At 71.6% G+C, this 26,679-nt stretch carries 21 protein-coding genes; 9 read left to right on the top strand and 12 right to left on the bottom strand.

Features of this window, described 5'->3' with window-relative positions; all coding sequences use genetic code 11:
* Positions 1 to 541 precede the first annotated feature (541 nt).
* Positions 542 to 1,537 (top strand): tryptophan--tRNA ligase, encoded by a 996-nt coding sequence (gene trpS, locus RM704_RS16360; RefSeq protein WP_033524753.1) that lies wholly within the window; start codon positions 542 to 544, stop codon positions 1,535 to 1,537.
* Positions 1,538 to 1,550: 13 nt separating this feature from the next.
* Here the strand turns inward: trpS and proC are convergent, their stop codons facing one another.
* From proC to RM704_RS16345, 3 genes are all read right to left on the bottom strand, one after another.
* Entirely contained in the window at positions 1,551 to 2,363 is an 813-nt protein-coding gene (gene proC / locus RM704_RS16355) for a pyrroline-5-carboxylate reductase (RefSeq protein WP_033524752.1), read from the bottom strand.
* Between the two features lie 137 nt (positions 2,364 to 2,500).
* Positions 2,501 to 3,292, bottom strand: coding sequence for an ABC transporter permease (locus tag RM704_RS16350; protein ID WP_033524751.1), 792 nt, complete (start codon positions 3,290 to 3,292; stop codon positions 2,501 to 2,503).
* Positions 3,289 to 4,143 (bottom strand): ABC transporter ATP-binding protein, encoded by an 855-nt coding sequence (locus RM704_RS16345; RefSeq protein ID WP_438828921.1) that lies wholly within the window; start codon positions 4,141 to 4,143, stop codon positions 3,289 to 3,291. Before RM704_RS16345 ends, RM704_RS16350 begins: the two co-directional genes overlap by 4 nt.
* Positions 4,144 to 4,639: 496 nt before the next feature.
* Between RM704_RS16345 and RM704_RS16340 the strand changes: the two genes are divergently transcribed.
* Positions 4,640 to 6,070 carry a SulP family inorganic anion transporter gene (locus RM704_RS16340; RefSeq protein ID WP_311590714.1) on the top strand — a complete coding sequence of 477 codons (1,431 nt, stop codon included), beginning with the start codon at positions 4,640 to 4,642 and terminating at the stop codon, positions 6,068 to 6,070.
* 102 nt (positions 6,071 to 6,172) lie between these two features.
* On the opposite strand, the gene RM704_RS16335 is transcribed toward RM704_RS16340, so the two are convergent.
* From RM704_RS16335 to RM704_RS16325, 3 genes are all read right to left on the bottom strand, one after another.
* On the bottom strand, positions 6,173 to 6,973 hold the full coding sequence (locus RM704_RS16335) for a class I SAM-dependent methyltransferase (protein ID WP_033524748.1): 801 nt from the start codon (positions 6,971 to 6,973) through the stop codon (positions 6,173 to 6,175).
* A 97-nt stretch (positions 6,974 to 7,070) separates the two neighbouring features.
* The gene (locus tag RM704_RS16330) at positions 7,071 to 7,643 is read right to left on the bottom strand and encodes a hypothetical protein (RefSeq protein WP_033524747.1); all 573 of its coding nucleotides are present in this window, start codon (positions 7,641 to 7,643) and stop codon (positions 7,071 to 7,073) included.
* A gap of 140 nt (positions 7,644 to 7,783) precedes the next feature.
* Positions 7,784 to 8,119, bottom strand: coding sequence for an SH3 domain-containing protein (locus RM704_RS16325; RefSeq protein WP_033524746.1), 336 nt, complete (start codon positions 8,117 to 8,119; stop codon positions 7,784 to 7,786).
* Between the two features lie 206 nt (positions 8,120 to 8,325).
* On the opposite strand from RM704_RS16325, the gene RM704_RS16320 reads away from it, so the two are divergent.
* Positions 8,326 to 10,731, top strand: coding sequence for a serine/threonine-protein kinase (locus RM704_RS16320; protein WP_033524745.1), 2,406 nt, complete (start codon positions 8,326 to 8,328; stop codon positions 10,729 to 10,731).
* A 181-nt stretch (positions 10,732 to 10,912) separates the two neighbouring features.
* Here the strand turns inward: RM704_RS16320 and ilvD are convergent, their stop codons facing one another.
* The 4 genes from ilvD to RM704_RS16300 all read right to left on the bottom strand — a co-directional run bounded on the left by ilvD (position 10,913) and on the right by RM704_RS16300 (position 15,525).
* Positions 10,913 to 12,766 (bottom strand): dihydroxy-acid dehydratase, encoded by a 1,854-nt coding sequence (ilvD, locus tag RM704_RS16315; protein WP_033524744.1) that lies wholly within the window; start codon positions 12,764 to 12,766, stop codon positions 10,913 to 10,915.
* A gap of 154 nt (positions 12,767 to 12,920) precedes the next feature.
* On the bottom strand, positions 12,921 to 13,538 hold the full coding sequence (locus tag RM704_RS16310) for a TetR/AcrR family transcriptional regulator (protein WP_033524743.1): 618 nt from the start codon (positions 13,536 to 13,538) through the stop codon (positions 12,921 to 12,923).
* Positions 13,535 to 14,356 carry a sugar phosphate isomerase/epimerase family protein gene (locus tag RM704_RS16305; RefSeq protein WP_033524742.1) on the bottom strand — a complete coding sequence of 274 codons (822 nt, stop codon included), beginning with the start codon at positions 14,354 to 14,356 and terminating at the stop codon, positions 13,535 to 13,537. The genes RM704_RS16310 and RM704_RS16305 overlap by 4 nt, the downstream gene beginning before the upstream one ends.
* A 236-nt stretch (positions 14,357 to 14,592) precedes the next feature.
* Entirely contained in the window at positions 14,593 to 15,525 is a 933-nt protein-coding gene (locus tag RM704_RS16300; protein ID WP_033524741.1) for a Ppx/GppA family phosphatase, read from the bottom strand.
* A gap of 71 nt (positions 15,526 to 15,596) precedes the next feature.
* Here RM704_RS16300 and RM704_RS16295 point away from each other — a divergent pair, with 71 nt between their 5' ends.
* Entirely contained in the window at positions 15,597 to 16,526 is a 930-nt protein-coding gene (locus tag RM704_RS16295) for a DUF3109 family protein (protein WP_052145775.1), read from the top strand.
* Positions 16,527 to 16,665: 139 nt separating this feature from the next.
* Here RM704_RS16295 and RM704_RS16290 read toward each other — a convergent pair whose 3' ends face one another.
* A complete protein-coding gene (locus RM704_RS16290) occupies positions 16,666 to 18,492 on the bottom strand; it encodes a BACON domain-containing protein (protein WP_037657392.1) in 1,827 nt (608 codons plus the stop codon).
* Between the two features lie 251 nt (positions 18,493 to 18,743).
* Here RM704_RS16290 and RM704_RS16285 point away from each other — a divergent pair, with 251 nt between their 5' ends.
* The 3 genes from RM704_RS16285 to disA all read left to right on the top strand — a co-directional run bounded on the left by RM704_RS16285 (position 18,744) and on the right by disA (position 22,977).
* Positions 18,744 to 20,138 carry a hypothetical protein gene (locus tag RM704_RS16285; RefSeq protein ID WP_033524739.1) on the top strand — a complete coding sequence of 465 codons (1,395 nt, stop codon included), beginning with the start codon at positions 18,744 to 18,746 and terminating at the stop codon, positions 20,136 to 20,138.
* A 223-nt stretch (positions 20,139 to 20,361) separates the two neighbouring features.
* On the top strand, positions 20,362 to 21,771 hold the full coding sequence (radA, locus tag RM704_RS16280; RefSeq protein ID WP_033524738.1) for a DNA repair protein RadA: 1,410 nt from the start codon (positions 20,362 to 20,364) through the stop codon (positions 21,769 to 21,771).
* A gap of 81 nt (positions 21,772 to 21,852) precedes the next feature.
* Complete coding sequence (gene disA, locus RM704_RS16275; protein ID WP_033524737.1) at positions 21,853 to 22,977, top strand: DNA integrity scanning diadenylate cyclase DisA; 1,125 nt, start codon at positions 21,853 to 21,855, stop codon at positions 22,975 to 22,977.
* A gap of 115 nt (positions 22,978 to 23,092) precedes the next feature.
* Here the strand turns inward: disA and RM704_RS16270 are convergent, their stop codons facing one another.
* The gene (locus tag RM704_RS16270; RefSeq protein WP_033524736.1) at positions 23,093 to 23,932 is read right to left on the bottom strand and encodes a hypothetical protein; all 840 of its coding nucleotides are present in this window, start codon (positions 23,930 to 23,932) and stop codon (positions 23,093 to 23,095) included.
* A 321-nt stretch (positions 23,933 to 24,253) separates the two neighbouring features.
* On the opposite strand from RM704_RS16270, the gene RM704_RS16265 reads away from it, so the two are divergent.
* Positions 24,254 to 25,384 (top strand): LLM class flavin-dependent oxidoreductase, encoded by a 1,131-nt coding sequence (locus tag RM704_RS16265; protein WP_033524735.1) that lies wholly within the window; start codon positions 24,254 to 24,256, stop codon positions 25,382 to 25,384.
* Between the two features lie 57 nt (positions 25,385 to 25,441).
* Positions 25,442 to 26,383 carry an HhH-GPD family protein gene (locus tag RM704_RS16260; protein ID WP_033524734.1) on the top strand — a complete coding sequence of 314 codons (942 nt, stop codon included), beginning with the start codon at positions 25,442 to 25,444 and terminating at the stop codon, positions 26,381 to 26,383.
* The last annotated feature ends 296 nt before the right edge of the window (positions 26,384 to 26,679 follow it).

Here is a 26,679-nt window from a genome sequence, read left to right as displayed (position 1 = left end):
TCCTCGGTGCTTTCCAGGTTTCCGCTTCCGCGTTTCCCTTTCCGGCGGTTCCGACTCTATCAGATCCTTTCGGGCCTGATTCCCAGTCAGCGGGTGTTGTCTTCGCGGCTGTTGGGCCGTTCCGACGAGTGAGACTTTAGCGGATTCCCGGCTCCCGAGCTAATCGGGGGCTGCGCCCTTTCGAACGCGGATTCCTCTTTTCGCAAATACGCATACCAAGGGCACGATGACGGATCATCGCTTGTTGGTGGTTACCTGCGAAGTGGCTGTCCGGGGACCGACCGAGGTCGGCGCTCACGTCGGACAACCCGGAGAACACTACGTACCGGCTCGGGGTGTGTCAACTCGCTGTCGGCCGGCCACTCGCAGGCGTAGCCTTGCTCCCATGACTACGCGTACGTGTCGCCAGCAGTGGTGGGCCGCCTGACGGCGGCCGTACTCACGTATGTACTCAACGGCCGCCGCCCTGGCGGCCGTTCTCGTTTCTCCCTCCTGAGGGTCGGCCACCCGGTGGCGGCGGCCCTGATCAGGAGGTGGAGAGATGACACGGGTCTTCAGCGGGGTCAAGCCGACGGGGCATCTGACGCTGGGGAACTACCTGGGAGCCGTGCGGCGGTGGGCCGAGGTCGACCAGCACCGGACGGACGCGCTGTTCTGCGTCGTTGACCTGCACGCGCTGACCGTGGACCACGATCCGGCCCGGGTGCGCAGACTCAGTCGGCAGGCGGCGACGCTGCTGCTGGCGTCGGGGCTCGATCCCGAGCTGTGCACCGTCTTCGTACAGAGTCATGTGGATGAGCACGCGCGGCTCTCGTATCTGCTGGAGTGCGTGGCCACGGACGGCGAGATGCGGCGGATGATCCAGTACAAGGAGAAGGCGGCGCGGGAGCGGGAGCGGGGCGGGAGTGTCCGGCTGTCACTGCTGACGTATCCGGTACTGATGGCGGCGGACATCCTGGCGTACGGGACGGACGAAGTGCCGGTCGGGGACGACCAGACACAGCATGTCGAGCTGACGCGGGATCTGGCCGTGCGGTTCAACCAGCGGTACGGGCAGACGTTCGTCGTGCCTCGGGCCACACCGCCGAAGGTCGGTGCGCGCGTGATGAATCTGCAGGATCCGACGTCGAAGATGGGGAAGACGGACGACGTCGGGCCGGGGATCGTCTATCTGCTGGACGAACCGGATGTGGTGCGCAAGAAGGTCATGCGGGCCGTGACCGACAGCGGGCGGGACGTCGTGTACGACCGGGAGGAGCGGCCGGGGCTCGCGAATCTGCTGGAGATCCTCGCGGCCTGTGAGGGTGGGAACCCCGAGGACCTGAGCGGTGTATATGAATCGTACGGAGCACTGAAGAAGGACACCGCAGAGGCCGTGGTCGAGCTCCTCAGGCCCGTACAGGAGAGGCACAAGGAGTTGTGCGCGGATCCTGCGTATGTGGAGGGGGTGCTGCGGATGGGTGCGGCGAAGGCCAGAGAGATGGCTCGACCGAGGGTGGATCAGGCGTATCGGGCGATCGGTCTTCTGGCCGGTTGACCGCGGGGCGGCGTCAGCTGTTGTTGCCGGAGGCCAGTGCGCGGCTGCGGTCGCGGGCGGCCTCCAGCGCGGCGATCAGTGCGGCGCGTACTCCGTGGTTCTCGAGTTCGCGGATGGCGCTGATCGTCGTGCCCGCGGGAGAGGTGACGTTCTCGCGGAGCTTGACGGGGTGTTCGCCGCTGTCTCGGAGCATCGTGGCCGCGCCGATGGCGGACTGGACGATCAGGTCGTGGGCCTTGTCGCGGGGCAGGCCCAGGAGGATGCCCGCGTCGGTCATGGCTTCGACCAGGTAGAAGAAGTACGCCGGGCCGGAGCCGGAGAGAGCGGTACAGGCGTCCTGCTGGGACTCGGGGACGCGGAGCGTCTTGCCGACGGCGCCGAAGATCTCCTCGGCGTGCGCGAGATCGGCCTCGCTCGCGTGGCTGCCTGCGGAGATCACGGACATGGCCTCGTCGACGAGGGCAGGGGTGTTCGTCATGACACGGACGACAGGGGTGCCTGCGGCCAGGCGCTCCTCGAAGAAGGAGGTGGGGATGCCCGCCGCGCCGCTGACGACCAGGCGGTCGGCGGGGGTGTGCGGGGCCAGTTCGTCGAGGAGGGTGGCCATGTCCTGGGGCTTGACCGTGAGGATGAGCGTGTCCGCGGTCTTCGCCGCCTCGGCGTTGGTGACCGGGGTGACGCCGTAGCGGGTGCGGAGTTCCTCGGCGCGCTCGGGGCGGCGGGCGGTGACCAGGAGGTCTGCGGGTGCCCAGCCGGCTCGGATCATGCCGCTGAGCAGGGCCTCGCCGATCTTGCCGGTGCCGAGGACTGCGACTTTCTGGCTCATGGTGCGGGTGCCCTCCGGAGGTGCGTCGTCCTGGGGCCATCCTCGCACCGGGGAGGGGGCTTCGGCTGCGGTGTCCGGTGGGCGGGACGTCGGTGCCGCATACGGGGCAGGCCACGTCGGGGGGTGCTGGGTGGGCGCTATGTCGTCCGGCGCCTCAGGGTGGCGGCACCCAGGGTCAGGACCAGCAGGGCGCAGCCGGCGACGATCGTGATGTCGCGGACGAAGGTGGCGGTCATGTCGTGGTGCAGCAGGACTTCGTTCATGCCGTCGACGGCGTACGACATGGGGAGGACGTTGGAGAGGGCTTCCAGGGCGGGATGCATCTCGGGGCGCGGGGTGAACAGGCCGCAGAGGAGGAGCTGGGGGAAGATCACGGCCGGCATGAACTGGACGGCCTGGTACTCGGAGGAGGCGAAGGCCGAGACGAAGAGGCCGAGGGCGGTGCCCAGAAGCGCGTCGAGGAGGGCGACGATCAGGAGCAGCCAGGGTGAGCCGATGACGTCCAGGTCGAGGAACCAGACGGCCAGACCGGTGGCGAGGGCGGACTGGATGATCGCCAGGGTGCCGAAGGCCAGGGCGTAGCCGGCGATGAGGTCTCCCTTGCGGAGGGGCATGGAGAGGAGGCGTTCCAGGGTCCCGGAGGTGCGTTCGCGCAGGGTCGCGATCGAGGTCACCAGGAACATCGTGATCAGCGGGAAGATGCCGAGGAGCGAGGCGCCGATGGAGTCGAAGACGCGTGGGTTGCCGTCGAAGACGTAGCGGAGCAGGAAGAGCATCACGCACGGGATGAGCATCAGTAGGGCGATCGTGCGGGTGTCATGGCCTAGCTGGCGGAGGACTCGGGCCGCGGTGGCGGTCGTGCGGGAGTAGCTGAGGGTCCTGGGACGCGGGGCCGTGGGTGTGGCGGAGTCGTTCGGTGTCGTCCTCATCGCGCCTGCTCCTTCTGGTGTGTGCCGGTCGCGGCCGTGGTCGTGGGTTCGGTCGTGGTCGCGGTGGCCTCGTCGACGAGGTGGAGGAAGGCGGCTTCGACGGTTTCCGTGCGGGTGCGGGTGCGGAGGGCCTCGGGTGTGTCGTCGGCGAGGATCTCGCCCTCGCGCATGAGGAGGAGGCGGTGGCAGCGCTCGGCCTCGTCCATGACGTGGGAGGAGATCAGGAGGGTGGCCCGGCGCTCGGTGGCGATGGTGTCGAAGAGGTTCCAGAGTTCGCGGCGCAGGACGGGGTCCAGGCCGACGGTGGGCTCGTCGAGGACCAGGAGTTCGGGCGTGCCGAGGAGAGCAACTGCCAGGGAGACGCGGCTGCGCTGGCCGCCGGAGAGGTTGCCGGCGAGGGCGTCGGCGTGGGTGGTGAGGGCCACGTCGGTGATGGCCCGGGTGACGTTCTCGTCGCGGCGGTCGGCGGCGGCGCGGCCGGGGTCGAGGATCGCGGCGAAGTAGGCGAGGTTCTGGCGGACGGTCAGGTCGTCGTAGACCGAGGGGGCCTGGGTGACGTAGCCGATGCGGGAGCGGAGGATGGCGTCGCCTGCGGGGTGGCCGAGGACGTCGAGGGTGCCGGTGACCTTGGCCTGGGTTCCGACGATCGCTCGCATCAGGGTCGATTTGCCGCAGCCGGAAGGGCCGAGCAGGCCGGTGATCTGGCCCGGGGGGACGGCGAAGTCGAGGTTGCGGAGGACTGTGCGGGGGCCTCGGGCGACGGTGAGGCCCTGGGCCTGGATGGCGGGGCGTGGAGGGGCGCCGACGGGGGCGGGGGGCTGGGGTGGCGTCTCCTTCGGAGAGTAATTCATCACATGATGAATATTGCGCAGGGGCGGGTGCGCCGTCAAGGAACGGCGTCGCAGGAAGCGCGCCGAGCGCGGGGCGCGCGTGGCAGGGAGGCGGCGCGGCGGGAGCGAGGAGGGGCGCGGGCGCTCGGCGGGGTGATCGGAGGGCGGGATTCCGGGGGTGTGCGCTTCCGCTGCGAAGCGGTGATCACGGGGAGGGGGTGCGGAGGATGCTCGCTTTGGGTGACAATTGATTGCGGAGCGTGGCCGTCCGGAGGGTTCTTGGCCACGCCGTGTCCGCCCGGGTGATCCGTGCGGCGGTCTCCCGTCGTGCGTCCTGGTGATCGCCCTCGGGTTCTCTCCCCCGGCTAGGGACCGCGTATCTCCTGTCGGGCACTCCTGATCGAACGTCGGCCACCGGAGGTGTGTGCTCGTGCGTAATGCCTTGGGGCCGTTTCAGGCACGGTTACGGCTCCGGCCTTGGCTTCGCGGCGCGGGGGCTGTGCCGTGGCGAGGGGAGTTGGCCGCCTCGGTCGTCGTGTTTCTCGTGGCGCTGCCGCTGTGTGTGGGCGTCGCGGTGGCTTCGGGGGTGCCTGCGGAGTTGGGGCTGGTCACGGGGATCGTCGGAGGACTGGTCGTCGGTGTGCTGCCGGGGAGCAGTCTGCAGGTGAGTGGGCCGGCGGCCGGGCTGACCGTATTGGTGTACGAGGCGGTGCGGGCGTACGGGCTGTCGGCGCTCGGTGTGCTGGTGCTCGGGGCGGGGGTGGTGCAGATCGGGTTGGGGGTGTTGCGGTGGGGGCGGTGGTTCCGGGCCGTGTCCGCGGCCGTGGTGCAGGGGATGCTCGCCGGGATCGGGCTGGTGCTGGTGGCGGGGCAGGTGTACGCGATGGGTGATGCGGCAGCACCCGGGGGTGGGGGGATCGAGAAGTTCGCGGGGTTGGGGTCGTTGCCCGGTGCCGTGGACCCGGTGGCGCTCGCCCTCGGGGGCGCCACGGTCGGCGTCCTGGTGGTGTGGCCTAGGTGGCGGCGCGGGGCCCGTTTCGTGCCGGCGCCGTTGGTGGCCGTCGGGGGTGCGGCCCTGGTGACCGGGGTGTTCGACCTGGGGGTGCGACGGGTCGAGGTGCGGGGGTTGCTGGAGGCCGTGCGGGCGCCGACGGTCGATGACCTGGGGTTGCTCACGGAGGCCGGGGTCGTCGGGACCGTCCTCGCCCTCGCGCTGATCGCCTCCGCCGAGTCGTTGTTCAGCGCGGCGGCCGTGGATCAGTCGCACGACGGCCCGAGAACCGACTACGACCGGGAGTTGGTCGCCCAGGGCGCGGGGAACGTGCTGTGCGGGGCGCTCGGGGCACTGCCCATGACGGCGGTGATCGTACGGAGTGCGGCGAACGTGCGGGCGGGAGCGCGGACCAAGGCCTCACGGGTGCTGCACGGGGTGTGGCTGCTGGTCTTCGCCGCTCTGCTGCCCGGGGTGCTCGGTGGGATCCCCGTGGCGGCACTGGCCGGGCTGTTGGTGTATGCGGGGTGTCGGCTCGTTCCCGTACGGGAGTTGGGGGTGCTGTGGCGGTCGCGGGATCGCGGGGAGGTGGTGGTGCTGGGGGTGACCGCCTTGGCGATCGTGGCCTGGAACCTCTTCGAGGGAGTGCTGGTGGGGCTCGCGTTGGCGGTGGCCAAGACCGCGTGGGACATCAGCCAGGTACATGTGGAGATCGAGGACCGGGGGGACACGGAGGTGGTGGTGCGGGTGGTCGGGAACGCGACGTTCCTGCGGCTGCCGAAGTTGCTGGACGCGTTGGAAGGGGTGCCTCGGGAGCGTGGGGTGCGGCTGGAGTTGAGCGGATTGTGGCATGTGGACCACGCGTGTGCGGCGGCTTTGGATGCATGGGGGGCGGGATTGGCCGTGGATCGCGGAGTGCGAGAGGGAGGGGAAGGAGATGTGGGGGTGGTGCGGTGAGACGGCCGCGGCGGGCTTCAGGAGGGGCTGGGACGGCCGGGGATGCCCTTCGGAACGGGCTGATTCAAGAGAGGAGCAGGAGCTGATTCGAGCGGGGCTGGTTCAGGGGCGGATGGCCACGAGCAGGTCCACGTCGTAGGTCTCCTCGATGGTTTCGGTGGGGAAGAGCCTGCGGAGATGGGCTCGTTCCTCGGTGAGGAACTCGGCGGTGGCGTCTTCGCCCAGGACCAGGAACCCCGAGTGGCTGGCGATGTTGGCCAGATGGGTGTCGAGGGAGACCGTGCGGCTCCAGCGAATGGGGCGGCGCGTGAAGTCGAGGTGTCCCGCGGTGTCGGCGAGGGCGGCGGGTGCGCCGGAACCGCTTTTCTCGATCGGGGTGTCGTGGTCCACGCCGAGGAAGCGGTGGATACGGGTGGTGGCGTCGGCGATCCAGGGGATGTCGACGGCGTCGGTGTTCCACCAGAGGGCGAGTACGCCGCCGGGGCGGAGCACTCGGAGGGCTTCCGGGACCGAGCGCGAGGGGTCGGTCCAGTGCCAGGACTGGGCGTAGGTCAGGAAGTCGGTGGAGGCCGTGGCGATGGGGAGGGCGTTGCCGTCGCCTCGGACGAGGGGGAGGTGGGGGTGCGTGCGGCGGAACTGGGCGGCCATGCCCGCGCCGGGTTCGACGGCGAGTACGTGGGCGCCTCGCGTGTGGAGCAGGGTGGTGGAGATGCCGGTCCCGGCGCCTACGTCGACGGTGCGGGAGCCGTGGAGGGGGTGGGGGGACAGGGCTTCGATGGTGTCGAAGAGCGTGGGCGGGTAGGAAGGGCGGTTTGCGGCGTACTGGGCTGCGGCGTTGTTGAAGGAGTGGGCTCGGGCGGTGTGGAAGGAGTGGGCGTGAGGGTGAGGGCGGGAGGTCGTCATGGGGGCATCCTCACTCGGGGTGAGGGGCGTTGGGGAGGGTTCGTCGTCGATGGGTGAGGGCCCTCGCCCAGTTCCCCGCGCCACTCACCGGGCTGCGTCAGGGGCGGCCGCGCTTCGACGGGTTGCCGGTGCGCTTGGCTGTGCGGCGGTCGTACTGCTCGCGAGCCGTGGTGTATTCCTCGCGGTGGAGGGACTCGCCCGGGGCCTCCTTCAGGGAGCGGAGGAAGTAGGCGGCCAGGGAGCCGAGGAAGCCGATGGTGAGCAGGCCGCGCAGGGAGGACTGGCGGGCCGGGTCGGGGCGTGCGGTGTAGGAGCCCCAGGTGTGGCCGAAGGCCAGGGCGCTGCAGGTGGCGAACATGATGACGATCAGGATGCTGACGAAGCCGCCGACCGCCGCCAGCTGCAGGCCCTCGTAGGCCAGGCGCAGCACCAGACCGGAGGCGACCACGGCGGCGAGCGAGCCCGCGGTGACGCCCGCGCGGCGGGCCGGATAGTTGCCGTCGTGATTCAGCCAGGTCGTCCCGAAGAAACGGATGGGTTCGGGACGGGGGCCCGCCGGGGTCACCCCGGCGGGCGAAGGCGCCTGGCGCCCCTGGGGCGCTGTGGACTCCTGTTGCTGCTCCCGCCGCTCCCGCCGCTCCGCCCGGATGTTCTTCGGTTCATCGCTCACACGTCGATTATCGCCCCGGGGCGGAGAGGACTGGGCGGGGCCTCGGGCACCGGACCCCGGGCACAGGACGCCGCGGTACCGAATGTGGTGGTACCGCGGCGAGTTCCGTGCGGCGTGCGCGCCGGACGCCCGGCGCCGGGTCAGCCGCAGCGGCCGGCCACGTAGCCGTCGCTGCCGGTGTAGACGTAGGCGTCCGAGATGTACTGGCCGTCGTCGATGTTGTCCCAGACGTTGGTGGTGCCGTACGGGCCGGTGATGGTCTGGCCCGGCGTCTGGCAGTAGATCGGCACCCTGGCGCCCTCGGAGAGGACTCGGACGATGCCGTAGCTGGTGCTCGGGCCGCTGCGGACGTTGACGCGGACGCCCGGCGCGACCGAGTAGTACCGGACGGCTGCCGTGACCGCGCCGACCGTCACCATGGCGGCCTGCTCCCCCTCGCCGTCGCCGGTGACCTCTTCGACATGCTCGACCGACATGGCTGAACTCCCCCCGTTTGAAACCCGTTCGAACCCCGTTTGATCCCCATGCAAGCCATGGGGACCCTTTGATACCCCTGAATCAGGACACACACACCTGTGCGTTTTTCGCATGCGCAGGCTAGCAAGCCGCCTCTGTCCCGTAGATGTCATCGACTAGGCTCCGAGCGTCGCGGGGGCGGCCGAAACAGCACGGGGGTGGACCCATGGCACCGCAGCGGGGCACCGGGTCGGGAGCGGAAGCGGAACTTCCTGAGTACTCCGGTCAGTACCGCCTGGAGTCGTGTCTGGGGTCCGGCGGTATGGGGGTCGTCCATCTGGCCAGCTCGACCTCGGGACTGCGGCTCGCGGTGAAGGTGGTGCATGCCGAGTTCGCCAAGGACCCCGAGTTCAGAGGGCGTTTCCGGCAGGAGGTGGCCGCCGCCCGCCGGGTCAGCGGTGCCTTCACCGCGCCTGTCGTCGACGCCGACACCGACAGTCCCCGGCCCTGGATGGCCACCCTCTTCATTCCCGGCCCGACGCTCGCCGAGCACGTCAAACGGAACGGGCCCATGCCGCCTGGACAGTTGCGGCGGCTGATGGCCGGGCTCGCGGAGGCCCTGCGCGACATCCATCGCGCGGGCGTGGTGCACCGGGATCTCAAGCCCAGCAACGTCCTGCTCGCCGAGGACGGCCCCAAGGTCATCGACTTCGGCATCTCCCGGCCGAAGGACAGTGAACTGCGCACGGAGACAGGGAAGTTGATCGGCACACCGCCGTTCATGGCCCCCGAGCAGTTCCGGCGCCCCAGGGAGGTCGGGCCCGCCGCCGACATCTTCGCCCTCGGTTCGGTGACCGTGCACGCGGCCACGGGGCGCGGGCCCTTCGACTCCGACAGCCCCTACGTCGTCGCCTATCAGGTCGTCCACGACGAGCCGGACCTCACCGGCGTACCCGGGAACCTCGCGCCCCTCGTCCGCGCCTGCCTCGCGAAGGAGCCCGAGGACCGGCCCACGGCGGACGAGTTGATGCGCGAACTCCGGTCCGTGGCCGCCTCGTACGACACACAGACCTTCATACCGAGCCAGCGGGAGAGGGATCGGGAAAGGGAGCGGGAGAAAGAGAGACAAGGGGCGGGCTGGACAGGCGTCCCAGGTCCTGGCCGGACCGCCGGCCGAGACGGCGACGCGTACGGCGACACGAACACAGGGCGAGGCAAGGGCGAGAACGCCGGGGCGGTGGAGGACACGGGAGCGGGCCCGGCCTCCGACACCGGCACAGGCACCACCGACACCACCAGCACCACCGGCACCAGCACGGACAGGCGCGCCGGTACAGACACCGGCACGGGTGTGGGCGGTGGTCGCGGCGGGTCCGGAGAGTCCTCCGACGGCGGGCGGGGAAGCGGGGCCGGTCGGGCCCGGGGGCGGTTGCGCAGGCGGGCCGTTCTGGTCGCCGCCTCACTGGTGCTCGTCGCGGGCGGGGGGTTCGTCTCGGCGCGGGTGTGGGGCGGCGACGGTGGGCGGGCGGACGGGGCCACGGCCACGCCGCGGGCCAGTCGCGCCGCGGCCGCCGCGCCCGCACTCGAAGCCTGGGCCACCAAGCCCGCGGCGAAGAACGGAAGCGCGCCGCAGTGCTCGTACGGGGCCGGGAAGCTGCTGTGCTCGCAGCGGGGGCTGGTCTCCGCGCTGGACCCGGCGGACGGCAGCGTGCTGTGGCGGCACACCGTCGACGACGCGGGTGCGCTGGGCGCGGGTGCCCCGCCCGTCGAGTCGGGCGGGCTCGTGCACGTGCTCACGGGCCAGAGCCGACGGGTGCAGGCACTCGATCCGGACACCGGCAGGGTGCGGTGGGAGCGGGACGTCTCCTCGTACGGCGCCCAGCGATACGCGGGCGGAACGCTGCTGCTGACGGCCGCCGACGGGACGGTCACCGGGGTGGACAGCGCCACCGGCGACACCGCGTGGAGCCGCCGGATCCCGGGGCAGCCGGAGGCGTACTTCACGGCGTTCGACGGTGACCGGTCGGCCTACGTGGCGAGCGTCACCGGTGAGGGGGCGGGGGCCCGGACGCGGGTCACCGCGGTGGACCCGGAGACGGGTGACGTGCGGTGGGACACCCGGCTGGACGGTCAGCTGGAACCGGTGGGGGCCCGGAACGGCTCGCTCTTCTTCGCCTCGATCGGTGGCGCGTACCCCGACACGGTCGCCGTGCTCCGGTACGACACCGGCACCGGGAAGACCGTCCGGGTCGAGCTGCCCGTACGGCTCGAACAGGCCCATGCGGTGGTGCGGGGTGACGTCGTGTATCTGCTGAGCGGCGCGAGCGGCGCGCTCGTGGCCGTCGACATGAAGGCGCGCAAGCAGTTGTGGCGGACCGAGACGGGAGTCGCCCGGGGTTCGACGCCGGTCGTCGGCGAACGGTACGTGTACTTCACCTCGTCCGACGGGCGCCTGCTCGCGGTGGACGCACGGAAGGGCCGGCTCAGCGGGGAGACCGCGTCCCGGCTCGGCGACTCGGACCGGATCACCAGTGCGCGGCCCGAACCGGTGGTCATCGAAGGCCGCGTCTGCGCGGGCGCACCCGACGGAACCGTGCTCGGGCTGGACGGGAACGATCCGGCGAGCTGGTGAGACAGTCGACCGACCCTTTGCACGACGACCGACCTCATGTACGACGCGGACCGTCTTCTCCCCCACCTGAGGACGTGGACCACCTCCTCCCCCACCTGCGCGACCGAGGGCCGTCCCCCAGCGGGGAACGGCCCTCGGTCGTACAACCAGCGAGCGGACCTCGGCGGCCCCTCGGCGGTCCTCAGCCCAGCTTGCTGACGTCCCGCACCGCGCCCTTGTCGGCGCTGGTGGCCATCGCGGCGTACGCCCGCAGCGCGGCCGACACCTTGCGCTCCCGGTTCTTCGGGGCGTAGACGCCGTTCAGCGCCTTCTCACGACGGGCCAGTTCGGCGTCGTCGACCAGCAGCTCGATCGAACGGTTCGGGATGTCGATGCGGATGCGGTCGCCGTCCTCGACGAGGGCGATCGTGCCGCCACCGGCCGCCTCGGGCGAGGCGTGGCCGATGGAGAGGCCCGAGGTGCCGCCGGAGAAACGGCCGTCGGTGATCAGGGCGCAGGACTTCCCCAGGCCGCGGCCCTTGAGGTACGAGGTCGGGTAGAGCATCTCCTGCATGCCGGGGCCGCCCTTGGGGCCCTCGTAGCGGATGACGACGACGTCGCCCTCCTTGATCTCCTTCAGCAGGATCTTCTGGACGGCCTCCTCCTGCGACTCGCAGACGACCGCCGGGCCCTCGAAGGTCCAGATGGACTCGTCGACGCCGGCCGTCTTCACGACACAGCCGTCGACGGCGAGGTTGCCCTTCAGCACCGCCAGGCCGCCGTCCTTGGAGTAGGCGTGCTCGGCGGAGCGGATGCAGCCGCCCTCGGCGTCCTCGTCCAGGGTGTCCCAGCGCTCTGAGGTGGAGAACGCCTCGGCGGTGCGGACGCAGCCGGGGGCCGCGTGCCACAGCTCGACGGCCTTGGGGGACGGGGAGCCGCCGCGCACGTCCCAGGTCTTGAGCCAGTCGGCGAGGGAGGGGCTGTGGACGGAGTTCACGTCCTCGTTGAGCAGGCCCGCGCGGTGCAGCTCGCCCAGCAGGGCGGGGATGCCGCCGGCGCGGTGCACGTCCTCCATGTAGTACGTGCGGTCCTTGGCGACGTTCGGCGCGACCTTGGCCAGGCAGGGCACGCGGCGCGAGACGGCGTCGATCTCGTTGAGGCCGAAGGGGACGCCCGCCTCCTGGGCGGCGGCCAGCAGGTGCAGGATCGTGTTGGTGGAGCCGCCCATGGCGATGTCGAGGGCCATGGCGTTCTCGAAGGCCGCGAAGTTCGCGATCGAGCGCGGCAGGACCGTCTCGTCGTCCTGGTCGTAGTAGCGGCGGGTGATGTCCATGACCGTGTGGGCCGCGTCGATGTACAGCTGTTTGCGGGCCGTGTGGGTGGCCAGGACCGAGCCGTTGCCCGGGAGGGAGAGGCCGATGGCCTCGGTCAGGCAGTTCATCGAGTTGGCGGTGAACATGCCGGAGCAGGAGCCGCAGGTCGGACAGGCGTTCTCCTCGATGCGGAGGATGTCCTCGTCCGAGATCTTGTCGTTCACGGCGTCGGAGATCGCGTCGACCAGGTCGAGCGTGCGGACCGTGCCGTCGACGAGGGTCGCCCGGCCGGACTCCATGGGGCCGCCGGAGACGAACACGGTCGGGATGTTGAGCCGCAGGGCGGCGTTCAGCATGCCCGGGGTGATCTTGTCGCAGTTGGAGATGCAGATCAGGGCGTCGGCACAGTGGGCCTCGACCATGTATTCGACCGAGTCCGCGATCAGGTCGCGGGAGGGCAGCGAGTACAGCATCCCCCCGTGCCCCATCGCGATGCCGTCGTCCACGGCGATCGTGTTGAACTCGCGCGGGATGCCGCCCGCCTCGCGGATCGCCTCGCTGACGATCCGGCCCACCGGCTGGAGGTGGGTGTGGCCCGGCACGAACTCGGTGAAGGAGTTCGCGACCGCGATGATCGGCTTGCGGCCGATGTCCGCGCCCGGTACACCGGAGGCGCGCATAAGGGCGCGGGCGCCCGCCATGTTGCGGCCGTGGGTGACTGTGCGGGACCTCAGCTCGGGCATCGCGCTCGCTCCTTCAGAGACTGCGATCAGAGACTTCTGACTGAGTCGAGCGTACGCCCGTTGCGCCACGGGTCGGACAGCTTGTCCGGAATACGGGATGACTGTCTCGGTTCTCGGCCGCGGCGCGTGGTGGCCGCTCGCGGGTTTCCGGGCGCTACGAGGGCGCCGTGAGGTGGGCCTGCACCACGGGGGCCACCCTCTTGATGATCTGCTCCGGGTCCGCCGACGCCACCGGCTCGACCTTGATCACGTACCGCAGCATCGCGATGCCCACCAGCTGCGCGGCGGCCAGCTCGGCCCTCAGCTCGGCGTCCGGTACTTCCAGGCGGTCGGCGATACGGCGGAGCACCTGTGTGGCGATGATGCGGCGGAAGACGGCGGCGGCGGCCTCGTTGTTCACGGCGGAACGGACGACCGCGAGCAGGGGCGTACGCGTCGCGGGGTTCTCCCAGACGCCGAAGACGAACCGGGTGAGCCGCTCGCCCACACCGTCGAGCGGACCCTCCTCGACGGCCTGGGGCGCCTGCATGGCCGGGCCGAAGGAGAGGGTGACGGCGGCCTCGAACACCTGCTCCTTCGTACCGAAGTAGTGGTGCACCAGCGCCGAGTCCACCCCGGCGGCCTTGGCGATGCCGCGTACGGACGCCTTGTCGTAGCCGCGCTCGGAGAACTCCTCGCGGGCCGCCGCCAGGATGCGGTCGCGGGCGGCGGGCGTGTCGGCCGATTCCGTACGGGAGGGCCTGCCCCTGCGGCGGGGGGTGGCCGGCGTCACCGTCGGGGAACCCGCGCGGCGGAGGCGAGGTGCAGCCGGGTGAAGGCGAGCGCCTCCGCCAGGTCGGCCTCGCGCTCGGCGGCGGACATGGCGCGGCGGGTGTTGACCTCGATCACGACGTGGCCGTCGAAACCGCTCAGGGCGAGACGTTCCAGCAGTTCGGCGCAGGGCTGGCTGCCGCGGCCCGGGACGAGGTGCTCGTCCTTGGCCGACCCCCTGCCGTCGGCCATGTGCACATGGCCGAGGCGGTCGCCCATGCGGTCGACCATGTCCAGGGCGTCGGTGCGGGACGTCGCGGAGTGGCTGAGGTCGATCGTGAAGTGCCGGTAGTCGTCCTTCGTCACGTCCCAGTCGGGGGCGTAGGCGAGCATCTCGCGGTCGCGGTAGCGCCAGGGGTACATGTTCTCGACGGCGAACCGGACGTCCGTCTCGTTCGCCATCCGCCAGATCCCGGTGACGAAGTCACGCGCGTACTGGCGCTGCCAACGGAACGGCGGGTGTACGACGACCGTGCTCGCGCCGAGCTTCTCGGCGGCGGCCTGGGCGCGCTGGAGCTTGACCCACGGGTCGGTGGACCACACGCGTTGGGTGATCAGCAGACAGGGCGCGTGAACGGCGAGGATGGGGATCTGGTGGTAGTCGGAGAGGCGGCGCAGGGCCTCCAGGTCCTGGCTGACCGGGTCGGTCCAGACCATGACCTCCACGCCGTCGTACCCGAGGCGTGCGGCGATCTCGAAGGCCGTGGCCGTCGACTCCGGGTACACGGAGGCCGTGGACAGGGCGACCTTCGCGTCCGGGATCCGTACGGGTTCTGCCACGCGGCACAGCCTACGGGGTGGGGCCTCGCCCGTGCGCCGTCGGGGGGCGCGCACGCGTGAATGGCCAGGCCCCGCGAACCCGGAAGACCACGGGGCCGCGGGGTGAGCAGCACGGGGCGCAGCCCCTGCTTCCCAGGGGCTGCGGAGAACTGCTTCTCAGGGGCGCGGGGAACCGCGCGAGAAACCCCACGCACCCGCACCCGACAACTCACCCGACCACACGTCCCACGTGGGCCCTACGCCGTCCCCATGTGATCCAGCCGCCGCAGAATCACACCCTCCCGAAGCGCCCAGGGACAGATCTCCAACGTCCCCACCTGGAACAGATCCATCGCGGCCTCCGCGACCAGCGCGCCGGCGAGGAGCTGGTTGGCGCGCCCCTCGGACACGCCGGGCAGGGCCGCTCGCTGGGCGGTGGTCATGCCGGCGAGTTTGGGGACCCAGGACTCCAACGCGCCGCGCTTGAGGTCGCGCTGGACGTAGAGCCCCTCGGCGGAGCGGGCGGCGCCGCCGATACGGGCGAGCTGCTTGAAGGTCTTGGAGGTGGCGACGACGTGGTCGGGGGCCCCGAAGCGGCTGAACTCCCCGACCGTACGGGCTATCTGGGCGCGTACATGGCGGCGCAGGGCCCGGATGTCGTCGGGGGTGGGCGGATCACCGGGGAGCCAGCCGGCGGTGAGGCGGCCGGCGCCGAGCGGCAGCGAGGCTGCGGCGTCGGGCTCCTCGTCTATGCCGTAGGCGATCTCCAGGGAGCCGCCGCCGATGTCGAGGACGAGGAGCTTGCCGGCCGACCAGCCGAACCACCGGCGGACGGCGAGGAAGGTCAGCCGGGCCTCCTCGGAGCCGGTGAGGACCTGGAGCTCCACGCCGGTCTCGTCCTTGACACGGGCGAGGACGTCGTCGGCGTTGCTGGCCTCGCGCACCGCCGACGTGGCGAACGGGAGCAGCTCCTCGACTCCCTTGTCCTCGGCGGCCTGGAGCGCCTCGTGGACGACGGCTATGAGTTTGTCGACCCCTTCGGGGTCGATGGCCCCGGCCTCGTCGAGGAGTTGGGCAAGGCGCAGTTCCACCTTGTGCGAGTGCGCGGGCAGGGGGCGCGCGCCCGGGTGTGCGTCCACCACCAGCAGATGCACCGTGTTCGATCCCACGTCGAGGACACCGAGTCTCATGGGCGGAACGCTACTGCCAGCGAAGGCGTGGACCGTCCTCGATGCGGCTTCGGGCGCCGTACCCTGGACAGGTGCCAAAGACGAAAAAGGCAAAGGCCGACAAGTCGGCAGCGGGAGCGGCGTCCGGAGCGGCTGCGGCCGGCGGCTCTTCGCGGGCGAAGGCGGCGACCAGGCCACCGAAGTCGGCGAAGGCCTCGGTGGAGTCCGCGGTGCCGGACGAGAAGGGGCTCGATTTCGCGCGCGCGTGGGTGGAGTTCCCTGATCCGGCGGACGAGGAGCAGGTCTTCCGTTGCGATCTGACCTGGCTGACCTCCCGCTGGAACTGCGTCTTCGGCAGCGGCTGCCAGGGCATCCAGGCGGGCCGGGCGGCCGACGGGTGCTGCACCCTGGGCGCCCACTTCTCGGACGAGGACGACGAGAAGCGCGTCGCCGAGCATGTGGCGAGGCTCACTCCGGAGATCTGGCAGTTCCACGATGTGGGCACGGAGACCGGCTGGGTCTCGAAGGACGAGGACGGCGACCGGCAGACCCGCCCGTACAAGGGGTCGTGCATCTTCCAGAACCGCCCGGGCTTCGCCGGGGGCGCGGGCTGCTCGCTGCACATCCTGGCGCTCCAGGAGGGGCGCGAGCCGCTGGAGACCAAGCCGGACGTCTGCTGGCAGCTGCCGATCCGCCGCACGTACGACTGGATCGACCGGCCCGACGACACCCGGGTGCTCCAGGTGTCGATCGGCGAGTACGACCGTCGCGGCTGGGGCCCCGGCGGTCACGACCTGCACTGGTGGTGCACCTCGGCGACCTCGGCGCACGGCGCGGGCGACCCGGTGTACGTCTCGTACCGCCCGGAGTTGATCGAACTGATGGGCAAGGAGGGGTACGACCGCCTGGTCGAGCTGTGCGAACAGCGACTGGCCTCCCGACTGCCCCTGGTGGCACCGCACCCTGCGGATCCGACGGAGGCGTCGGGGCCGTCGGGGCCGGCAACTGCCGCAGGCCGATAGCCGATGGGCCTATCGGCCAGCGGGCGGCGGGCGGCGGACCGCTTCCCGGCCTGGGAGTGAAGAAAGGACCGTCGGGCCCTTCTCGGCTCCCCCTCGCCCCCTCCCTGACCCCTGACTGCCTGGCTCCCTCCCCGCCGGTCTACGACGCCGGTGGGGGGTCGCCGCCTCCGTCGCCCGGTGGTGTCGTGGGGCCGCCCGGGTCCGTCGGTGCCGGGTCGGTGGGGGTCGGGGTGGGGTCCGGCTGGGCCGGGCCGGTGGGCGTGGGGTCCGGGTCAGGGGTGGGCGGTGGCGCGGTGGGCCTCGGGGCGCCCGGGTCCGGGACCGGTGGGGTCGGCCGGGGGTCGACCGGCGGCGTCGGCGCCGGACCGTAGCCCTCGATCGTCACCACGGCGTCCGACGGGGCCAGCGTCACCCGCGCGGTCCAGTACCCGGTGGGTTCGCTCAGCTGGTCGACGTACACCTTGATCGTCACTGACTCGCCGGGCTTCAGTGTGCCCGAGTACTGGCTGAGGTAGAGCCAGTCGGCGCCGGTGCGGGCGGACCAGCGGACGGACGAGTCACCGGTCGCCCTGAGGGTGATGAGGGTGGTGTCGCCGTCGTTCGCGGCGGCGACGGCGAGTGCGCCCCGCCCTTTGCCCTGGCTGACCTCCACGGACACGTCGTCCGCCGCGTGCTTCCCCCGGCTGTGGCGGGCGTCGGGCCTGGTCCGGGCGCTGCCGGCGTTCTCGTAGGCGTCGCTGCCGTCGCCGACGGTGCCGTCGCCGTCACCCTGCTCCTCGCCCGCGCTGACCGAGCGGCCGTCGCTCCCCTCGCCGATGAGGGGAGCGCCCCGGTAGGCGGCCCAGAGGGCGAAGACCGGCGCGGCGACGACGGTGGCGACCACGGTGGTGGTCACGGCCCGCGCGCGCAGCCGGTCCCGGCGGGCCGCGCGGTCCCGCGGGTCCATGGGGAAGCCACGCCGGTCGAAGCGCGGGGCGCCGCCACGCGCGCGCGTGAGGTGGGCCATCGCGGGACCCAGGGCGGCGCGCGGTGCTTCGAGCACCGGCAGCGCGGCGGGCGTGACGGTGGTGCCGGGCCAGCGGCCGGGGACGGCGCGCTCGGCGGCGCGCCGGCAGACGGGGCAGTCGTCGACGTGCCGGACGAGCTCGCGGCGCAGGGTGGCGCTCAGGACGAACTGACGGTCACCGGTCAGCAGGGCGACGCTCGCGCAGGCGCCGGTCTCGACGACGGCGAGGGCGGCCCGGGTGCGCTCCACCTCACAGGCGGCGGAGGCGAGCAGCTCCCGCGCGGCCGTCGCGTCCATGCCCAGCACGGCGGCGACCTCGTGGGCGGTGAGCTGATGCCGTACGGCCAGCTCCAGTGCCTCGCGCTGCTCGGGTGTGGTGCCGGCCGCCTCCGGCCAGGCGAGCAGGGCGAGTTCACGCCGCCGCTGCCGTTCCTCGTCCTCGGAGAGGGCAACGGCCCTCACGGCGCTCTTGGCGGCGCGCGACTTCTCCGAGCGCCCCTGCTCCGAGCGCCCTTTCTCCGAGAACCCTGTCTCCGAGCGCGCCGCTTCCGGGCGCGTCATTTCCGAGCGCGTCTTCTCGGCGTGCACCTTGTCGGCCCCACCGCCGTGCACCGGTTGGCGCGTGGAGACGTGGGCGCCCGGACGCTTCTGCCTGACCTCGGCGAGCCTGCGCAGGCAGGCCCAGCGGGCCAGTGCGTACAGCCAGGCCCGACGGTCGTCGGCGGTGTCCGGTCCTCGGCGCCGCCCGGCGAGCGCGAGCGCGTCGGCGAGCGCCGCGGTGGCCGCGTCGCGGTCGCACAGCACGGACATGCAGTAGGTGAACAGGCCGTCCAGGTACGGCTCGTAGCGCGCCGACGGGCGCTGCGCCACCGCGCGCGCCGCCGCCCGATCGCGCGCCTCACGGTGCGCCCGGTGTGCGCCGGTGGTGCGGGTCGAGGTTTCCGGACTGATGCTCATCATTCATGGACGGTAGGCGCCCGGAACCAGCACCTTCTCGCCCCTTGAGCACATTTACTCCGTACGGGTGAAACGATCCCTCATAAGGGGACAGGAATCCCGCATTCCGCGGCGCGCGGGAAGCTTGACCGAATGTTGTGCACTTTATTGACTGCCACCAGAAAATAGCCCTACCTTCCTTGGTGGTCCGAGCTACTCCCAAGTACGAGCGGGCAACGTCCCCCCTCCTCCGCGTCGACAGGAGCCCCACCCCCATGGCCGCACGCACCCGACGCTCCACCCGCCGCTCCACCCGCCGAGCCCTCGCCGCCCTGGCCGCGGCCGTCGTCCTCTCGCTGACCGGCGCCTCCGTCTCGGCCGCCGCGCCCCTGACCGCCGCGCCCGCCGTCGAACGCCTCAACGGCACCCTCCCCGACGGCGCCACCTGGATAGCGGACGTCCCGGAGAACTGGAACGGCACCTTGATCGTCTTCAGTCACGGCTTCGGCTCGACCGTGCCCCAGAACGCCCCCCGCGAGGCTGTACGCCTCCGCCTCCTCGAAGAGGGCTACGCCCTCACCGGCTCCTCCTACGACACCAGCGAGACCCTGTGGGCCCTGGAGAGCGCGGAGCGCGACCAGGTCGCCACCGTCGCCGCGGTCACCGAGAGGATCGGCGAACCCACCCGCACCCTGTCCATCGGCCAGTCCATGGGCGGCCTGGTCAACGCCCGGCTCGCCCGCTCGGGCGCCGGCGGCATCGACGGCGCCCTGGGCCTGTGCGGTCTCGTGGCCGGCGCCAACGACCTGCACTCCTACCAGCTCGACGCCGAGTACACGATCGCCCGGCTCCTGCTCCCCGACACTCCCGTGAAGCTGGTGGACTTCGCCTCCGAGGCCGAGGGCGCCACCACGGGCCGACAACTCACCGACGCCGTCGTCACCGCCCAGAAGACCCCTGAGGGCCGGGCCCGGATCGCCCTCGCGGCCGCCTACCTCAACCTGCCCACCTGGGCACCCGGCAAGGACCGCCCCGCCGCCGGTGACCGGGAGGAGCAGCAGGCCCAGCAGTACGAGTGGCTGGCCCGAGGCGTCCTCAACCGCGTCGAGCCGGCCCGCTTCCACGTGGAGAAGGCCCTCGGCGGCAACAACTCCGGCAACAAGGGCGTCGACTACGCGCGCGTGCTCTCGGGCTCCCAGCACGCACCCCTGGTCAAGGCCCTCTACAAGAAGGCCGGCCTCGACCTGCGAGCCGATCTGCGCGACCTGACCGCCAACGCCACCATCACCGCCGACCCGGCCGCCGTCGCCGCCGGCCTGCGCACGTCCTCCGCGGGCCAGGGCCTCGCCGTCCCCCTCCTCAACATCCACACCACCGCCGACGACCTCGTCCCGGTCGAACAGGAGTCCCGCTTCGCCACCCGGGTCCGCGCCTCCGGCGACGCCGCGCAGCTCCGCCAGGCCTACGTCGAACGCCAGGGCCACTGCGCCTTCACCACCGCCGAGACGGTGGCCGCCCTCCACGCCCTGGAGTCCCGTCTCGACACCGGCCGCTGGGGCACGTCCGCCACCCCGGCCGCCCTCCAGTCCGCCGCCACGGCCCTCGACCTCGACGGCGCGGCCTACGTCCCGTACCGCCCGGCCGAACTGACCATCGGCCGTCGCCCGTAGGAACCGGCCCCGGCGCCCCTCACGGGACGGACGGCAACCGAGCAGAGGAACCGCCGGGCCGACGGCCGGTGCGTGGAAGCCCATGGTCCGACGGGCGACGGGCTCCACGCACCGGCCAGGCCCTGCCCCCTCCACCGCCGGACGCCCCCCGGAGCGCCCCTCTCCACGCAACCCATTCGGCCGACGGTCGGAGACTGTCAGTGCCCTCCGTTACGGTTCGTCCATGGCTGCCCGTACGAAGACCACGAAGGACCGCCCGTCCTACCGCTGCACCGAATGCGGCTGGCAGACGGCCAAGTGGCTGGGCCGCTGCCCCGAATGCCAGGCCTGGGGCACGGTCGAGGAGTACGGCACCCCCGCCGTCCGTACGACGACCCCGGGCCGCGTCACCACCTCCGCGGTCCCCATCGGCCAGGTGGACGGCCGCCAGGCCACCGCCCGCTCCACCGGCGTCGCCGAGCTCGACCGAGTCCTCGGGGGAGGCCTCGTCCCCGGCGCCGTCGTCCTCCTCGCGGGAGAGCCCGGCGTCGGCAAGTCCACCCTCCTCCTCGACGCCGCCGCCAAGTCCGCGAGCGCCGAACACCCCACCCTGTACGTCACGGGCGAGGAGTCCGCCAGCCAGGTCCGCCTGCGCGCCGACCGCATCGGCGCCCTCCACGACCACCTCTACCTCGCCGCCGAGACCGACCTCGCCGCCGTGCTCGGTCACTTGGACGCGGTCAAACCGGGCCTGCTGATCCTCGACTCGGTCCAGACCGTCGCCTCCCCCGAGATCGACGGCGCCCCCGGCGGCATGGCCCAGGTCCGCGAGGTCGCCGGCGCCCTGATCCGCGCCTCCAAGGAACGCGGCATGTCCACACTCCTCGTGGGACACGTCACCAAGGACGGCGCCATCGCGGGCCCCCGCCTCCTGGAGCACCTCGTCGACGTGGTCCTGCACTTCGAGGGCGACCGGCACGCCCGCCTCCGCCTGGTCCGCGGCGTCAAGAACCGCTACGGCGCCACGGACGAGGTCGGCTGCTTCGAGTTGCACGACGAGGGCATCACCGGCCTGACCGACCCCAGCGGGCTGTTCCTCACCCGCCGCGACGAACCCGTCCCCGGCACCTGCCTGACCGTCACGCTGGAGGGCCGCCGCCCCCTGGTCGCGGAAGTGCAGTCGCTCACAGTGGACTCGCAGCTCCCCTCCCCCCGCCGGACCACGTCCGGCCTGGAGACCTCCCGGGTCTCGATGATGCTCGCGGTCCTGGAACAGCGCGGCCGGATCAGCGCCCTCGGCAAGCGGGACATCTACTCGGCGACGGTCGGCGGCGTGAAGCTGTCGGAGCCCGCGGCGGACCTCGCGATCGCGCTGGCCCTGGCCTCCGCGGCGACCGACACCCCCCTGCCCAAGAACCTCGTGGCGATCGGCGAAGTGGGCCTCGCGGGCGAGGTCAGAAGAGTCACCGGCGTCCAGCGTCGGCTCTCCGAGGCACACCGCCTCGGCTTCACCCACGCGCTCGTTCCGTCCGATCCCGGCAAGGTTCCTCCCGGTATGAAGGTCCTGGAAGTGGCCGACATGGGAGACGCCCTGCGGGTACTGCCCCGATCCCGTCGGCGAGAGGCCCCACGGGACGAGGAGGACCGCCGGTAGACTTTGCCCAGGTCTCGCCCGTCCGTACGAACCACGTGTGCGAAACGGGAGCGCCCCAGAACCTGCGACCGGAGGAGTGCAGTGGCAGCCAACGACCGGGCAGCAGCTCCCGGAAAGTCCGGTGGGAGCTCCGGTGCCGATGGCCTGATGCGCGCCTCACTGAGCGCCGTGGCCCCAGGCACGGCCCTGCGCGACGGGCTAGAACGGATTCTCCGCGGCAACACCGGCGGACTCATCGTGCTGGGCTCCGACAAGACCGTCGAAGCCATGTGCACGGGCGGTTTCGTCCTGGATGTCGAGTTCACGGCCACGCGCCTGCGTGAGCTGTGCAAACTGGACGGCGGCATCGTCCTCGCCTCGGACCTCTCCAAGATCCTCCGGGCGGGCGTGCAACTGGTCCCCGACCCGACGATCCCCACAGAGGAGACGGGCACCCGGCACCGCACGGCCGACCGCGTGAGCAAGCAGGTGGGCTTCCCCGTCGTCTCGGTCTCCCAGTCGATGCGCCTCATCGCGCTGTACGTCGACGGACAGCGCCGCGTCCTGGAGGACTCGGCCGCGATCCTCTCCCGCGCGAACCAGGCCCTCGCCACCCTCGAGCGCTACAAGCTCCGCCTGGACGAGGTGGCGGGTACCCTCTCCGCCCTGGAGATCGAGGACCTGGTGACGGTCCGGGACGTCTCGGCGGTCGCCCAGCGACTGGAGATGGTCCGGCGCATCGCCACCGAAATCGCCGAATACGTGGTCGAACTGGGCACGGACGGCCGCCTCCTGGCCCTCCAGCTCGACGAACTGATCGCGGGCGTCGAACCGGAACGCGAGCTGGTGGTGAGGGACTACGTCCCCGAGCCCACCGCCAAACGCTCCCGCACGGTCGACCAGGCCCTCCACGAACTCGACGCCCTCACCCACGCCGAGCTCCTCGAACTCTCCACGGTCGCCCGCGCCCTCGGCTACACCGGCTCTCCCGAGGGCATGGACTCAGCCGTCTCCCCGCGCGGTTTCCGCCTCCTCGCCAAGGTCCCGCGTCTCCCGGGCGCCATCATCGACCGCCTCGTGGAGCACTTCGGCGGCCTCCAGAAACTCCTCGCCGCCAGCGTCGACGACCTCCAGACGGTCGACGGCGTCGGCGAGGCCCGCGCCCGCAGCGTGCGCGAGGGCCTGTCCCGCCTGGCGGAGTCGTCGATCCTGGAACGCTACGTCTGACCGACCGCCCCGCGGCAGCCCACACCGGACGAGGTCGAGGACAAGGACGAGGACGAGACCGAAGGCCAACAGGGGGTCCGGGGACGCGGCCCCCAGGCCCGCCCGCCCACGTCCCTCAGTCCTTCTCCAGCACGAAGGACGTCCGGGCCGTGGCCAGCCCCGGCGCCTTCGCCTCGACGAGGTACGTCCCGGCGGTGGCCGAACCGGCAGAGGGAGTGGCGCAGTTGGGGGCGCTGGGGTCGCGGTTCCACTCGACGGTGTAGGTGACCCGGTCACCGGCCGGCACCTTGAACATCAGGCTGCCCGCCGTCTCATGGCAGTCGTCGGACGCCCAGAACGTGTCGTCGGCGTCGGCCGGGGTGATCGTCACCACCGTGTTGTCCGGCCCGAGATCGAGCTTGCAGTCCCCGCCGGAGGAGTTGCGGGCGATGAGTTCGAACGTGGGGTTCACCCCGGGTTCGTAGGCGTTACGCACGCTGCGCACGGTCAACTTCACCGCACCGGCGGTGCAGTTGGGCAGGCTGGACCCCGCCGGAACCTGCTCGCCGGAGCTGCTCCCGTTCTTGCCGCCGTCGTCGGACGTGCCCCCACCCGCCGCACCGGCGCCGGCAGTCGTGTCCGCACCACCGGAACCCGATCCGGAGCCGGACCCCGAACCCTCGCCCGACCCGGTGCCGGAACTGTCGCCCCCGGAGCCCGACTCGTCACCCGACTCGTCGCGTCCGCCCGGCGCTTCACTGATCGCGGGACCGGAACCGGACGGCCCGGGAGTGATCGAGGTCACGGGATTCTTACCGTCCGGCTCACCCGCGTTGTTGTCACCGTCTCCGCCACCTCCGGTGACGACCCACACGACGAGGATCGCGAGCAGACCGACGACGGTCAGCAGAACGGCCCTCCGGCGCCAGTAGATGGTGGAGGGAAGCGGCCCGATCGGATTGCGCAGAGATCCCACGGCGCAAACTGTACGAGAGATCCGGCACTTCGCTGGCCCCACCCGCCGCCCGAAACCTCAACTTTTCCGGATCATCATCCCGGTCGTTCTTGTGATCGCCGCGACCGACCGTCCCGTGATCGCGGTGTGTGATCACAGAGCCCGTACGAGCACGATCCGTGACCGCCCACGGGTAGCGCGATCAGCACCAACTCTCCGTCCCCCCACGTCCGTTCACGGAACACACGCGCCGCCGACACCGAGTCCACTCGGCGCCTGTCTCGACTCACCTGCCACAATCGTCCCCACCACCGCAGCACGTCGCAGGACTTGGAGAAGACCATGGCCGGATCCGAGACCGTGGAGAACGGCGCCGGCGCACCGGCGTCGAGGCCGTTGCGCAAGCTGGGGTTCCTGACCATCGGGCTGTTCGACGAGGCCGACCCGCGCCGGGGCCACGAGTCCACGCTGGAGATCATCGAGCTGGGTGAGCGGCTCGGATTCGACAGCGCGTGGCTGCGCCACCGTCATCTGCAGTACGGCATCTCCTCCCCCGTCGCGGTCCTCGCGGCCGCCTCGCAGCGCACGAGCCGTATCGAACTGGGCACCGCCGTCATCCCGTTGGGGTGGGAGAACCCGCTGCGGCTCGCCGAGGACCTGGCCACGGTCGACCTCCTCTCCGGCGGCCGGCTCAACCCGGGGGTCAGCGTCGGACCGCCGATGCACTACGACACCGTCAAGGCGGCGCTCTACCCGGACACGGCCGACGCGGAGGACTTCGGCTTCGAACGGGTCCGGCGGCTCCTGGGCTTCGTACGCGGCGAGGCGGCCACGGACTTCAGCGGCATCGAGGGGTTCGAGGTCTTCTCCGACCGGGTCCAGCCGCACTCCCCCGGGCTGGGCGCCCGGCTGTGGTACGGCGGCGGCAGCCTCCGGTCGGCGCGGTGGGCCGGCGAGCACGGGATGAACTTCCTGACCAGCAGCGTGGTGAAGGTGGAGGAGCCGGTGGAGGGGGTGGCGGCGGAGCCGGGGACCGCGGAGCCGGGGACCGCGGAGCCGGGGACCGCGGCCGCCTCCGGGACGGTGGACTTCGCCGAGATCCAGCGCTCGCACATTCGGGAGTTCCGCGCGCACCACCCCGACGGCGAGCGGGCCCGGGTCTCGCAGGGCCTCGTCGTCATCCCCACCGACTCGGCGAGCTCGGAGCAGCGCGCCAAGTACGAGGCGTACGCGGCGCAGCGGTTGCCCCGGACCACCGCGCCGCAGGGGCCGGGGCGGCTCCTGTTCGCGCCGGACCTGGTGGGCACATCCGCGGAGATCGCCGAGCGGCTGCGGGCGCACGTCGCGTTCCGCGAGATCGACGAGGTGGCCTTCGCACTGCCGTTCACCTTCGAGCACGAGGACTACGTCCAGATCCTCACGGACATCGCGACGACGCTGGGGCCGGCGTTGGGCTGGCACCCGGCCGACTGAAGACCAGGCCCCGCATCCCGCCCCCACCACATCCCGCATGGCAGGATCGACCGTGCCATGACTGCACCCACGAAACCTCAGAGCAGCCCTGTCGACGTAACCCCCAATTCCACCCCCACCCCCACGGCCACCGACCTGCACACCCCGGTGATCGCCTGGTTCGAGACGCACGCCCGTGATCTGCCCTGGCGGCGACCGGAGGCCGGGCCATGGGGGGTGATGGTCAGCGAGTTCATGCTCCAGCAGACTCCGGTCAACCGTGTGCTGCCCGTCTACGAGCAGTGGTTGGCGCGCTGGCCCCGTCCGGCGGACCTCGCGAAGGAACCACCGGGTGAGGCGGTGCGCGCGTGGGGCCGGCTCGGTTACCCCCGTCGCGCACTGCGGCTCCACGGCGCGGCGGTGGCCATAACGGAACGGCACGGCGGCGACGTACCGCGCGATCACGCGCAGCTGCTCGCCCTGCCGGGGATCGGCGAGTACACGGCCGCGGCGGTGGCGTCGTTCGCGTACGGGCAGCGGCACGCCGTGCTCGACACGAACGTGCGGCGGGTCCTCGCCCGCGCGGTGAGCGGCACGCAGTACCCGCCGAACGCGACCACGGCCGCCGAGCGGAAGCTGGCCCGGGCCCTGCTGCCCGAGGACGACGGGACGGCGTCCCGGTGGGCGGCCGCGTCGATGGAGCTGGGCGCGCTGGTGTGCACGGCGAAGAACGAGACGTGCGGGCGTTGTCCGATCGCCGGGCAATGCGCCTGGCGGCTGGCGGGGAAGCCCGCGCACGAGGGCCCGGCGCGGCGCGGTCAGACGTACGCCGGTACCGACCGGCAGGTGCGCGGCAAGCTGCTCGCCGTCCTGCGGGAGGCGATCGGGCCGGTGCCGCAGGCCGTGCTCGACCGGGTGTGGGACGAGCCGGTGCAGCGGGCGCGCGCCCTGGACGGGCTGGTCTCCGACGGACTCGTGGAACCTCTCCCGGGGGGCCTCTACCGCCTCCCCCTCACCTGACCCACCGGTGTCACCGACGGGGTAAACCGGCCCATCTCCGCCCGAAAGCCCACTCCGCTTTACCCCGTTCCTACTTCTGTTACACAACCGACGGACAGCCGAGCGTTCTCCGCAGGCTGCCTCGGACGTCTCCGTGACAACCCCTCCGTAGCTTCATTGGCGTACCGCAGGAACCCGCGAAACGAACCGGCGGAACCGGCGGAACGAGCGGCACGCACTGCGGATCGCATGCGGCACGCACCAGCACAGAAGCGGCGGACAACCGGCACCGCGCCACAGCGCGGACGTCGGAAACG

The sequence above is a fragment of the Streptomyces gottesmaniae genome (assembly GCF_031845845.1).
Taxonomy (GTDB): domain Bacteria; phylum Actinomycetota; class Actinomycetes; order Streptomycetales; family Streptomycetaceae; genus Streptomyces; species Streptomyces akebiae.
The sequence above is the reverse complement of the archived record's forward strand: the minus strand, read 5'-3'. Positions and strand labels throughout refer to the sequence as shown.